The sequence below is a fragment of the Porphyrobacter sp. ULC335 genome, from assembly GCF_025917005.1.
Taxonomy (GTDB): domain Bacteria; phylum Pseudomonadota; class Alphaproteobacteria; order Sphingomonadales; family Sphingomonadaceae; genus Erythrobacter.
Genome location: NZ_CP078091.1, coordinates 481,937 through 494,354, shown reverse-complemented (window position 1 = coordinate 494,354; position 12,418 = coordinate 481,937). Strand labels below are relative to the sequence as shown.

Sequence of the window (12,418 nt, the reverse complement as noted above, 5' to 3'; positions counted from 1 at the left end):
CAGAATGGCGTATTCTCTCCGCCGCTGACGCCGCCATAGAGCAGGCCGCGATCCGAATAGGGGATGATCCGGTGAAACAGTCGCTCATCAATCTGCTGCCGCCTGCCACTGTCGCGGCGATCCTCGCCTTCTGGGGGCTTGCGCCTGCCGCATGGACCCAGGGGCCGTGGGCGATCATGGCGGTTGGCCTTGGCACGATCGCCTTTGTCCAGCTGCTCGAACTGGTGTTCGAGCGGCACGAGGGCTGGCGCATCAACACCCGAGAGCTGGCGACCGATATCTTCTATGTCGCCTTCGGCTATGGCGTGATCGGCTTCATGACCGACACGCTGGTCAACGGGCCGCTGGGCGAATTGAAAGAGGCATGGGGCATCGCCACCCCGTGGCTCGCGGCCAGCCCCTTCCTTGTGCAGGTGCTGGTGGTGATGTTCACCTTCGAATTCGGCCAGTACTGGATGCACCGCGCGATGCACAACTGGACGCCGCTGTGGCTGACCCATGCGCCACATCACCACATCACGCAGCTCAATGCGATGAAGGGCTTTATCGGCAATCCGATCGAGCTTTTCCTGATCAGCCTTGGCGTGATTTCACTGCTTGATGTGGACCTCAACGCGCTGTTCGGCGCGATCACCGCTTCGGGCGCGATTGCGGTCTATGCCCATGCCAATGTGCGCGCCGATCCGCCGATCTGGTTCGGCTTCTTCTTCACCACCATCCGCAACCACAGCCTGCACCACACCGCGCTGTCTTACGAGGACACGCGCTGCAATTACGGCAACTCGGTGATCTTCTGGGACCGCGTGTTCGGCACCTACAAGGAGGGTGAGAGCGAGGTTGTCGGGCAGGATGATCGCAAGCGGCTGTCGATCAAGGAACAATGGCTCTTCCCGCTGCGCCCGTGGCTGGAGAAGAACAAGGCAGCCGAGGGGTAGGGCGCAGGCTCCTTAAGCCGCCACGTCAGCACGTGCCGCGGCCAAGGCCCTGCCTTCAGCCGATCAACGCCTCGACCGAACCGATCCCGCTGAAGCTGGCCGTGACTTGGCTGCCGGGTGAAACCTCGTGCACACCGGTGATCGCACCGCTGGAAATCCACCAGCCGGGCTTGAGGGCGATCCCGCGGCTCAGCAGGTTGCCGATGAGAAAGCGTGCCGCGCCGAAGGGGCCGTCGAGCATCGTCGCGGTCGTCGCCCGGCCCGCGATCCTGCCATCGATCGCCAGCGATACCTCGACCTCTTCGAGCCGATCCCAGCGGTCGCGTTCGACAATCTGTCCCAGCAAGAGTCCGGCATTATTGCCGTGATCGGCAATCGTGACGCATGGCCCGTCGGCATTGATCCGGGGATAGGGTGACGAGGCGATCTCGATGCCGATGCGCACTTCGTCGATCCAGTCCATCGCGGCATCCGGCGTGGCCGGAAGCGGCCCGGGCTGAGGCGCAAGGCGGAGCATGAATTCGGCTTCGGCGGCGGCAAATCCGTTGCGAAAGGTCTGGAGCCGGCAGGGCTCGGCGGTGGCCATCAGGATCGTGTCGCTGAACGCCGGGCCGACCAGCCGGTCCGCGCCTAACACGGCATCGCTGGGCGGTTTGATCCTCCCGACTTTCCAGCCGCCGACCTCCCGCTCCCACAGCGAAAGTGCGCAATCCTGCACGGCATAGGCGCTGGCGAGATCCTGCGGGGGACGACCCGGAAACTGCGTGAGAGCTGTCCCGCTGCGGCGCGCCGCGACGAACGCGCCAGCAATGTCGCGAGCTTCGGAAAGCACAAAAATCCTCTCGTCGTCCTTCCCCACGCGATGAGCCTTGGCGAAAAAGGAAACCGGTGTCAAAAGCTTTCTTCGCGCGTTTCGGGTGGATCGCAGGAGCCGGTTTTGCATTCGCCGAATTGCCCTTTAGAAGGGCGCGAGCAAGGAAAAGGCGTTCAACACCGACGATGCCCAAATCGAACAAGACGCCAACGATCAATGATGTGGCCCGGCTTGCCGGCGTATCGAAGAAAACCGTCAGCCGGGTGATCAACCGGTCGGCGTTGCTCAGCGAGGACACCCGCACCAAGGTCGAAACGGTCATCATGGAACTGGGCTATGTGCCCAATCCGCAGGCGCGCGCGCTGGCGCTGCGCCGCAATTTCCTGCTCGGCCTGCTGCACGACAACCCCAACGCGCAGACCGTGCTGAACTTTCAGGAAGGCGTGCTCGACGCGATCCGCGACACTGAATTCGCGCTGGTGGTACGCCCCGTTGATCGCCACGCGCCAACGATGATCGACGACATCCGCCGTTTTCTCGAACAGCAGCGGCTTTACGGCGTGCTGATCCTGCCGCCGATTTCGGAAAATGACGCGCTGGCGCAGCTGTGCGTGGAGATGGGCTGCGGTTATGTCCGCATGGGTTCTGCGATGCTGGACGACGAGGACCATATCGTCGCTTCGAACGATCGCGAGATGGTGGGGCAGGCGGTCGATTATCTGGTTGAACTGGGTCACCGGCGGATCGCGCTGATCGAAGGGCCCGAGGGCTTCCGGTCAGCCTTTGAACGGCGCGAGGGATTCCTTGCCGCGATGCAGGCGCACGGATTGCCCGTCCCGCCCGAAGCGCGCGCGCAAGGCACCTACCGCTTCGATTCGGGGATGGCCGCGGCCAGCCGGCTGCTTGATGCGGCAGAGCGGCCAACCGCGATCTTCGCCAGCAATGACGAAATGGCGTCGGGGGCGTTCCACGCCGCCCGCCAGCGTGCGCTGAAGGTGCCGGACGACCTTTCGATCATCGGGTTCGACGATTCGCCGATTGCCGCCCATATCTGGCCGCCGATGACCACGGTGGGCTGGCCGGTGCGCGAAATGGGCCGCGCCGCCGCGCTCAAGCTGGTCGCGCCGGATGACGAGGCGGCAGGCCAGTTCCGCTTCCCCGCGACGCTGGTCAAGCGCCAGTCCGTCGCTCCGCCCCGCAGTTGAACGCAGCGCCATAAATCGCGGTTGAAACCGTGGGCACAATGCGGCTAAGTGAGTCTATGACACCGGTTTCCTGAAGGAGGCCACGGGTACAAGAGGACCAGCCATGAAGATCGCGCTCATCTCCGAAAACAGCCAGGCCGCCAAGAACGGCATCATCCATCAGGCGCTGACCGCCGTGGCCGAACCGCTGGGTCACCAGGTCTTCAACTACGGGATGTACACCGCAGAGGATTCGGCATCGCTGACTTACGTGATGAACGGGCTGCTGACCGGTATCCTGCTGAATTCGAAGGCCGCCGATTTCGTCGTGACCGGTTGCGGCACGGGCATGGGCTCGATGCTCGCCTGCAACGCCATGCCCGGCGTGTTCTGCGGGCTGGTGATCGATCCCACTGACGCATTCCTGTTCAGCCAGATCAACGCCGGAAATGCCATTTCCATGCCCTATGCCAAAGGTTTCGGCTGGGCGGCGGAGCTGAACCTTGAAGATTGCTACCGCAAGCTTTTCGAAGGCGAGCCGGGCGCCGGTTACCCCAAGGAACGCGCCGCGATCATGGCAACCAATCGCGGCAAGCTGGCCGATCTCAAGGCGGCGAGCTGCCACGATATGCTGACCGTATTGCAGACCGTCGATCAGGACCTGCTGCGCGCCGCGATTGCCGGAGAGCGCTTCGCCGAATACTTCTACGCCAATTGCCAGGACGACCAGATCGCCGCCTATCTCAAGAGCATCTAATCGCCAGCACGGGGAGGGCAGGCAATGGGCATTTCCTTCGATCTGACCGGCAAGCGCGCGCTGGTGACCGGCGCCAATACCGGCATCGGTCAGGCGATTGCGGTCGCTCTGGCTCAGGCGGGCGCCGATATCGCGCTGGCCGGACGCAGCGCGCCCGCCGAAACCCTGGCGATGATTGCGGCGAGCGGGCGCAAGGCCGTGGATCTGCGCGCCGACCTGTCCTCGATCGCGCCGGTGCAGGGGCTGGTCGACAATGCGGTGGAAGTGCTGGGCGGGCTGGACATCCTCGTCAACAATGCCGGGATCATCCGCCGCAACGATCTGGCGGACTTCACCGAGGATGACTGGGACGCGGTGATCGACACCAACCTCAAGACGCTGTTCTTCCTCAGTCAGGCCGCAGCGCGCGTGATGATGGGGCAGGGCGCGGGCAAGATCATCAACATCGCCTCGCTGCTCAGCTTTCAGGGCGGCATCCGTGTGCCGAGCTATGCGGCAGCGAAATCGGGCGTGGCGGGGCTGACCAGAGCGCTGGCCAACGAACTCGCGCCCAAGGGCGTGCAGGTCAACGCCATCGCGCCCGGATATATCACCACCAACAACACCGCCGCGCTGCAAGCGGACGAGACCCGCAACCGCCAGATCATGGAGCGCATTCCGGCAGGCCGCTGGGGCCGCCCGGAGGACATCGCCGGGGCGGCGGTGTTCCTCGCCTCGCCCGCGTCGGACTATGTCACCGGACATATCCTCGCGGTCGACGGCGGCTGGCTGGCGCGGTAATCCCGGCCCATGACAGTCACCTGCTTTGGCGAGATATTGCTGCGCCTCTCGCCGCCTGACCGGCATTTGCTGGTGCAGGCGGGGAGCCTCGACATCGTCGTCGGCGGGGCTGAGGCGAATGTCGCCTCGGCGCTGGCGGCGCTGGGCCACGCGGTGCGCTTTGCGGGCGTGGTGAGCGACAATCCGCTGGGCGACAAGGCGCTGGCGGCCCTGCGCGGCTGCGGGATCGATACCAGCCATGTCGCCCGCGCACCCGGACGCATGGGGCTCTATTTTCTGGAGGCAGGCTCCGGCCCGCGTCCGGCGGCGATCACCTATGACCGGGCGGGCAGTGCCTTTGCCTGCGCTGCGCCCGAAAGCATCGACTTTGCCGAGGCGCTGGCGGGCGCGCAGCTGCTTCATTGCGGGGGGATCACCCCGGCGCTCGGCCCCAAGGGCGTGGCTCTGGCCAAGGCAGCGCAGGAGGCGGCGCGGTCAGCGGGCGTGCCGATCTGCTTTGACGGCAATTACCGCGCGCAGCTTTGGGCGGCGTGGGATAGCGATCCGGCGTCGATCCTGCGCGAGCTGGTGGCTGACGCGACGATCCTGATCGGCAATCACCGCGATATTGCGCTGCTGCTGGGGCGACCGTTCTCCGGCGAGGGCGAGGAGCGGCGGCGCGAAGCGGCCGAGGCGGCTTTCGACGCTTTCCCGAACCTTGAACTGATCGCCTCGACCGCGCGGCATCTGGTGACGAGCGACCATCACCGCATATCGGCGCGGGTCGACGCCCGCGCGGGCGGCGTGCAGACCGACGAGATCGACGTCACCGGCATCGTCGACCGGATCGGCACCGGTGATGCCTTTGCCGCAGGTGTGCTCGACGGCTGGCTTGATGGCGGCGATCTGGCGGTGATGGCAGGCCGCGGGCTGGCACTCGCCGCGCTCAAGCATAGCATCCCCGGCGATATGTGCCCGGTCAGCCGCGCCATGCTGGACAGTTTCAGCGCGGGCGCGGACGATGTCCGCCGCTGAGGGCCTCTCCCGCCGCGCCGTGCTGGCGGGCGGAGTGGCAATGATCGGTGCGGCAGGGGTGACGGGACGGGCTACAGTGATCCGCCTGCCGGAAGTGCGCGCGCCTTCGGGGCATTATATCGGGAGTTTCATCACCGATCCGGCTGACCCCGTGACGGTGCGTGCCCACCGCTTCGCCGGCATCCGCTATGCCCGGGCAGCGCGGTTTCAGCCTCCGGTGCAGGTCGTCTCAAGCGCGCCGATGGCGGAACAGGCCCCCGGCTTCGGCCCGGCCTGTCCGCAACCCGGCAAGGCCTACCGGCCGCAGTCCGAGGACTGCCTGTTCCTGAATGTCTGGGTTCCGGCAAGAGGAGGGCAGGGCCTGCCGGTGATGGTCTATGTCCATGGCGGAGCCTATTCCAGCGGCAGCGTCACCGATCCGCTCAATGACGGAGCGGCGCTGGCGGCGCGGGGCGATGTGGTGGTGGTGACGGTCAATCACCGGCTGCACGCGCTCGGCTACCTCTATCTGCCTGATCGCTTTCCCGACAGCGGGAATGCCGGGCAGCTGGATCTGATCGCGGCACTGGAATGGGTGCAGCGGAACATCGCGGGTTTTGGCGGCGATCCGGGCAATGTCACGCTGTTCGGCCAATCCGGCGGCGGTGCAAAGATCGCCACGCTGATGGCAATGCCGGCGGCGGCGGGGCTGTTCCACAAGGCCATCACGATGAGCGGCCAGCAGGTCACCGCTTCCGGTCCGATCAATGCCGCGCGCCGTGCGCAGGCCTTCCTTGCTGCGCTCGGAGCGGGGTCAGACCCCCTCCAGGCCCCTCTCGACACCCTGTTGCAGGCGCTGGATACCCCCGATCCGGTGCTGGGCGGCAGGGTCTATTTCGGGCCGGTGGTGGATATGCGGAACGTGCCGCGCCACCCCTTCTGGCCCGATGCCCCGCCGCAATCGGCGCACATTCCCATGCTGCTGGGCAACACCGTGGCCGAAACCCGCGCCTTCTATCCGGCGGACGGCAAGGTTCTGAAAGGGTTGGACTTCGACAATCTGGCGGAGCGGATCACACCCGAGATGCGGGTCGATATCCACCCCGGCTGGGTGGTCGAGCAGTTCCGTGCCCGCTATCCAGAAGACGCGCCGGTAGAGCTGTTCCACCGCATCGTCACCGCCGCACGCAGCTGGCGCGGGCAGGTGGAGGAGGCCGAGGCGCGCGCGCGGGACGGGCGGGGCAACACCTTTGTCTATCAACTCGATTTCGAGCAAGCCCGGCACACCGACGATATCGGACTGGCCTTCGGTACCACGCCCGACGCCACCCCCGCGCAGGCCGCCATGAGCGCAACCATGATGGATGCCTTCGTCCGCTTCGCCCGCAGCGGCGATCCCGGTTGGCCCGCCTATGATCTGGCCGCACGCCAGACGATGATCTTTGATCAGCAGAGCATAGTCGTCAGCGATCCGCGCCAGTGGGAGCGCGAGCTGTTCGCCCGCGTGCCTTACGTCCAGCCGGGAACCTGAATAACAACGGTTACTTGCTGCCGGTCCGCATCTGGCGGTCACGGGGTGAAAGATGCTCCTGCGCGCCGGGCTTCTGGCCGGGATAGGCGCCCGATTTCGGCATCATCGTGGCCAGATCCCAGTCGGCTTCGACGAATGGCGCAGCGGTCGCCTCGATCACGGGATAACCGCCGACTTCACTCTCGTCATCGATCACCTCGCCGCGGCCTTCCGCGATGAAGAACAGCACCCGCAGTTCCTCGCTGCCGCGATCCCACGGACGCGCCCCGGCAGTGGCGAGCAACGTCGTCTCGACGTCCTCGGCAGGCAGGATGCGGTAGCCGTCAAGGCTGGCAAGCGGTGCTTCGGCCTCGATCAGCTTCGCCTGCGTCTTGCCGTAGCGCCCGAATTGCGGGAGCGGGTTATCGAGCCGGTCGACCGCGATATTGTCGCGCCCGTAAAATGCGAGATCGCCCACTCCGCCAAGCATCAGGAACGGCAGGCCCGGATCGGTGTCGTTACCCCCGCGCATCACGTTGCCGACAGCAGTGATCTCGCCCGTGACATGGGGCTGGCCCGCCCATTCGAGGTCCATCAGGTTGTAATGCACCGCGCGGCGCTGCGGGTTGTAGATCAGGTTGTTGACCATCAGCACCTGCGCGCCGCCCTTCACCAGCGGGTTGCGTTCGACATTATGGGCCCAGATGTTGCGATCAAAGACGATACCGGTGGCATTGTCGTGCACCAGTGAGCCCTTGGAATGTTCGCCCTTGGGATGGCTGGAATCCGCCAGGCCCTCAGCCGCGAGGTTCAGGCGGAACACGATGTCGCGGCTGGTGCCGGCGCGCCATTCCTCCACCGTGGCACCGGTGAAGCGCGGGCCGGAGGCGGACATGTTCTCGTCAATCCCCCACAGGAACGTGCAGTTTTCGACCACGACCCGCGCCGCACGGACTGTGGAAAGCGCGTCGGCCTCCCACCCGCTGCGCTTGGGCTGGCCATCGGCGCCGGTCAGCACGCGGATGTGTTGCAGCTTCACGTCATGGGTCTTGATGTCGATCCCGCCCTTGATGATCGTGATGCCCGGCGCGGGCGCGGTTTGCCCGGCGATGGTGACGAAGGGCTTGTTGATGTCGAGGCTGGTGCGACCGAGATCGATTGTGCCGGCCACTTCGAAAACGATGATGCGGGGGCCATTGGCCTTGATCGCGGCGCGCAAGGACCCGGGCCCGTCTGCCGCAAGTGTGGTGACCCGGATAATCCGGCCGCCCGCGCCGCCCTGCGTCGGGTCCTGGGGATGCGCGAAAGCCTGTTGCGGCAAGAACACAGCGATCAGCAGCAAGGCCGCCAGATTGGCGAAAAATCCGCGCATTTCCGTCACTCTCCCAAGTTCTCAGGGGCTGCTTGACAGAATCCACAGGGCATGGCAATCCATAATGACACCGGTTACCAAAATCGGGGATCAGGGAGAGGTGGGGTTACGCCGGTCGCTTGCCGACCGCTGCGGAAACCGGTGTCACTCTCTCGGGGTTAAAGAGGGAGTAGGCTGCGTGTCACAGAATTCCGGGATGTTCCGTTTGAAGTCCGCCCTGCTGCTGGGCGGCGCCGTTTTCATGCCTGCCGTTGCGGCCGCGCAGACCGCGCCCGCAGCAAGCCAGCCTCCGGTCTCGGTGACCACTCCCGATCAGGATGGAGACGACACCGGCGAGATCGTCGTTGCCGGTTTCCGCGGCAGCCTCAACGCCGCGCTGGGCCAGAAGCGTGAAGCGGTCAACGCCGTGGACGTGATCCTTGCCGAGGACATTGCCGATTTCCCCGATCTCAACCTTGCGGAATCGATCCAGCGCATCCCCGGCGTCTCGATCGACCGTGACAATGGCGAAGGCCGCACCATCACCGTGCGCGGCCTCAACCCCGATTTCACGCGCGTGCGCATCAACGGCATGGAGACATTGTCGACCACGGGTTCGACCGATTCATCGGGCGGCACCAACCGCGGGCGCGGTTTCGATTTCAACACCTTCGCTTCCGAGCTGTTCCGCAGCATCAAGGTGTCGAAGTCGCCCAATCCCTCGACCGAAGAAGGTTCGCTGGGCGCGGTGGTCGACCTCGCGACCTCGCGCCCGCTCGATTACGGCGCGGGCCTGACGCTGGCCGGTTCGGCGCAGGCGCTCTACAATGATGCCTCGCGCAAGGTGAACCCGCGGATCGCCGCGCTCGCCAGCTACGCCAACAATTCGGAGACCTTTGGCGCGCTCCTCTCGGTCGCCTGGACCCCGCGTGACATTGTCGAGGAAGGGTTCAGCACCGTGCGTTTTGCGGGCAACCCCGTGCCCGCCACCGGGGCCGCGCAGAGCTTCGCGCAGCGCAACGCCTTCCAGAACGAGGCGGCCTTCCCGCAAGCCGCCACCGCCTTCTTCCCGCGCATCCCGCGTTATGGCGTGCTGACATCCGATCAGGACCGGCTTGGCATCACCGGCGCATTCCAGTTCGCCCCGTCAGAGCGGACCACGGTCAGTCTCGATCTGCTCTACTCGCGCTTCGCCGGCACGCGGCGCGAGGAGTTTCTCGAGGTCATCTCCTTCAGCCGCAATACCGCTGACGGCATCCGCCAGACCGATGTCGTCTCGCTCGAAATTGATCCCGCCACCCGTAACCTTGTGCGCGGCACCTTCGATGATGTTGATGTGCGGATCGAAAACCGGCTCGACGATATGGAGACCGAGTTCAAGCAGGCGACGCTTGAACTCGATCACCGCTTCTCCGACCGCTTCAAGGTGCGGGTGCTGGGCGGCATTTCGGAATCCGATTTCAACATTGCCCGCCAGACGACGATCATCGCCGATGCGCTCAATGTCGATGGCTATTCCATCGACTTCACCGGCAGGCCGAACACGCCGGTCATTGATTACAATATCGATGTCACCAACCCGGCGAACTTCCTCGTCAACGAGGTGCGCGATCGCCCGCAATCGACGCTCAATGAATTCAGCACGCTGGCTGTCGAAGGCGATTGGGAGCTGAGCGACAGCTTCAGCGTCCAGGCGGGCGGTTCCTACAAGCGGTTCGGCTTCGAATCGACCGAATCCCGGCGCGACCGGGTGCTGACCGCGACCACTGTGGTGCAGCCCTTCATCCTGACTGCGAACGAATCCGGCCGCGCCAACATGACCTCTGGCGCGCCGGGTGCGGCAGGCAATGACCGGACCTGGGTGGTGCCCGATATTGATGCCATCGCCGCGCGGGTCGGGCTCTATACCGGCAACTTCCCGCTGGTGCGGCAGGACGGCGCGGTCAACGAGGTGGTCGAAAACGATTACGCAGCCTTCCTGCAAGGCTCGCTCGACACGACGCTCGGCTCATGGGGTCTGCGCGCGGTGGCCGGTCTGCGCTATGTCCGCACCGAGGTGGACGCGACCGGCATCCTCAGCACCAACACCGTCACCGTCGCCAACACCTATACCGATTGGCTGCCCTCGGTCTCGGTCGTGCTCGAGCCGACCGACGCATTGCTGATCCGCGCCAATGTCGCGCGGCAGATGGCCCGCCCGACGCTGGCGAGCCTGACCCCCGGGGGCACGCTCAATCCGTTTTCGCAGACCCTCAATTTCGGCAATCCGCAGCTTGATCCCTTCCGCGCCAATTCATTCGATATCGGGGTGGAGTGGTATTTTGCACCGGAATCGCTGCTGTCTGTTGCGGTGTTCTACAAGGATATTGCGACCTTCGTGACCCGCGAGACGGCCTCGGTCCCCTTCAATACTCTGGGCCTGCCCGACAGCTTACTCGCCGGTTCTCCCGCCGAGCCGGATGACATCTTCATCGTCCAGCGCAACATCAATGGCGAGGGGGGCGAGCTCAAGGGGATCGAGATCCAGTACCAGCAGCCCTTCACCTTCCTGCCCGGTGTGCTGAAGAACTTCGGCTTCCTCGGCAATGTGACGCTGCTCGATTCCGACGTGAACTATGGCACCGCCAACGCCCCGCTGCGTGAGCAGCTGACCGGCCTGTCGCGGACCGGGTTCAACACGACGCTCTATTACGAGGACAAGAAGTTCAGCGCCCGCGTTTCGGGGGCCTATCGCAGCGACTTCCTCACCCTCGTACCCGGACGCAACGGCAACGACATCGAAGGGACGCGCGCGACCTTCAACGTCGACGCCGCGATGAGTTACGCGATTACCGACAACATCCGCGTCACGATCGAAGGGATCAACCTTACGGACGAGGTTCGCCCGCAATTCGTCGACAGCGTGGGGGATCGTCCGGTGACCTTCCACCGCACCGGACGGACGGTGCTGATCGGCGCGCGTTTCACGCTGTGATCCATCGGGCGGCGTGGGCCAGGCCGGCACGGCCGCGCCAGCGCCGCCTTGTCCTTGTGCTTGCCGGGATGGGCCGTTGATCGATCGTCGCACAGCCTTGGCGGGCATCGGGATTGGTGCTGCTGCTCCGGCGCTCGCCCGTGCGGCGACGCCTGCATCTGCCGCGGCCTTGGCAAACCAAATCGAGCCGGACGATTGGGTGGCGCTCTGGCCGGAGACGGCACCGGGTGCACCAAGCGTGCTGCCCGAGGAACAGATTGTCGAACGGTCCACCAATCCGGCGAGCCCGGACCGGATCATGCAGGCCATTGCCCGGCCGCGCATGGCGGTGTTCCGACCCGCCCGGCCAGACGGCACCGCTGTGCTGATCGCGCCGGGCGGGGGCTACCGCCATGTGGTGATCGACAAGGAAGGCTTCGAGATGGCGCGCTGGCTGGCGGCGCGCGGGATCACCGCCTTTGTGCTGTTCTACCGCCTGCCGCATCAGGGCTGGGCAGCAGGGCCGGATGTCGCTCTGGCCGATGCGCAGCGGGCGATGCGCCTGATCCGGCACAGTCACGCCGCGTGGCGTATTGATCCGCAGCGGGTATCCGTGATGGGCTTTTCCGCTGGCGGTCATGTCGCTGCCTCGCTCGCCACGCGCTTTGCCGACGGGACCTATGCGCCGCTTGATACCGCCGATGCGCTTCCGGCCCGTCCTGATGCGGCGGCGCTGATCTATCCCGTGATTTCGATGCGCGCCGGTCTTGCCCACCCCGGCTCGCGCGAGAGGCTGTTAGGCATCGCCCCCCCCTGCGATGCTCGAACTGGCGCATTCGCCCGACCAGCAGGTCCCGGCGGATGCGCCCCCTTTCTTTATCCTCCATGCCGAGGACGATGACGCCGTGCCGGTCGGCAACGCGCTGGCGATGCGCGATGCGATCAAGGCACGCGGTATTGCGGTCGACACACACCTCTACGCTGCAGGCGGGCACGGCTTCGGCATCAGCCGCGCGGCGGGCAAACCGGTTGCCGTCTGGCCGGAGGCTTGGCTTGCCTGGGCCCGATCGAAGGGGCAGGCATGACAGCGGCGTCACCAATTGCGAACATATCGTCACCTTTGCGACCAACAGGGCCCGCG

At 65.4% G+C, this 12,418-nt stretch carries 11 protein-coding genes; 9 read left to right on the top strand and 2 right to left on the bottom strand.

The annotated features are described in order from the left end of the window. Positions 1–71: 71 nt before the first annotated feature. Positions 72–935: a sterol desaturase family protein gene (locus tag KVF90_RS02315; protein WP_264393241.1), complete on the top strand. Its 864-nt coding sequence runs from the start codon at positions 72–74 to the stop codon at positions 933–935. A 55-nt stretch (positions 936–990) separates the two neighbouring features. On the opposite strand, the gene KVF90_RS02310 is transcribed toward KVF90_RS02315, so the two are convergent. Beyond that, positions 991–1,767, bottom strand: a complete 777-nt coding sequence (locus tag KVF90_RS02310) for a 2-keto-4-pentenoate hydratase (protein ID WP_264393240.1) — start codon at positions 1,765–1,767, stop codon at positions 991–993. Between the two features lie 167 nt (positions 1,768–1,934). On the opposite strand from KVF90_RS02310, the gene KVF90_RS02305 reads away from it, so the two are divergent. From KVF90_RS02305 to KVF90_RS02285, 5 genes are all read left to right on the top strand, one after another. Further along, positions 1,935–2,954 (top strand): LacI family DNA-binding transcriptional regulator, encoded by a 1,020-nt coding sequence (locus tag KVF90_RS02305; protein ID WP_264393239.1) that lies wholly within the window; start codon positions 1,935–1,937, stop codon positions 2,952–2,954. 103 nt (positions 2,955–3,057) lie between these two features. Beyond that, the gene (locus tag KVF90_RS02300; protein ID WP_264393238.1) at positions 3,058–3,690 is read left to right on the top strand and encodes an RpiB/LacA/LacB family sugar-phosphate isomerase; all 633 of its coding nucleotides are present in this window, start codon (positions 3,058–3,060) and stop codon (positions 3,688–3,690) included. Positions 3,691–3,714: 24 nt separating this feature from the next. Beyond that, complete coding sequence (kduD, locus tag KVF90_RS02295; protein ID WP_264393237.1) at positions 3,715–4,470, top strand: 2-dehydro-3-deoxy-D-gluconate 5-dehydrogenase KduD; 756 nt, start codon at positions 3,715–3,717, stop codon at positions 4,468–4,470. A 9-nt stretch (positions 4,471–4,479) separates the two neighbouring features. After that, entirely contained in the window at positions 4,480–5,484 is a 1,005-nt protein-coding gene (locus KVF90_RS02290; RefSeq protein ID WP_264393236.1) for a sugar kinase, read from the top strand. Then, positions 5,471–6,994: a carboxylesterase/lipase family protein gene (locus KVF90_RS02285; protein WP_264393235.1), complete on the top strand. Its 1,524-nt coding sequence runs from the start codon at positions 5,471–5,473 to the stop codon at positions 6,992–6,994. Before KVF90_RS02290 ends, KVF90_RS02285 begins: the two co-directional genes overlap by 14 nt. A 10-nt stretch (positions 6,995–7,004) precedes the next feature. Here KVF90_RS02285 and KVF90_RS02280 read toward each other — a convergent pair whose 3' ends face one another. Continuing rightward, positions 7,005–8,345 (bottom strand): polysaccharide lyase family 1 protein, encoded by a 1,341-nt coding sequence (locus tag KVF90_RS02280; protein ID WP_264393234.1) that lies wholly within the window; start codon positions 8,343–8,345, stop codon positions 7,005–7,007. A gap of 178 nt (positions 8,346–8,523) precedes the next feature. Here KVF90_RS02280 and KVF90_RS02275 point away from each other — a divergent pair, with 178 nt between their 5' ends. The 3 genes from KVF90_RS02275 (at position 8,524) to KVF90_RS17370 (ending at position 12,362) form a co-directional block, all read left to right on the top strand. Then, a complete protein-coding gene (locus KVF90_RS02275; protein ID WP_264393233.1) occupies positions 8,524–11,298 on the top strand; it encodes a TonB-dependent receptor in 2,775 nt (924 codons plus the stop codon). 76 nt (positions 11,299–11,374) lie between these two features. Further along, a complete protein-coding gene (locus KVF90_RS02270; RefSeq protein WP_319641047.1) occupies positions 11,375–12,178 on the top strand; it encodes an alpha/beta hydrolase in 804 nt (267 codons plus the stop codon). A 4-nt stretch (positions 12,179–12,182) separates the two neighbouring features. Continuing rightward, positions 12,183–12,362, top strand: coding sequence for a hypothetical protein (locus KVF90_RS17370; protein WP_319641046.1), 180 nt, complete (start codon positions 12,183–12,185; stop codon positions 12,360–12,362). The last annotated feature ends 56 nt before the right edge of the window (positions 12,363–12,418 follow it).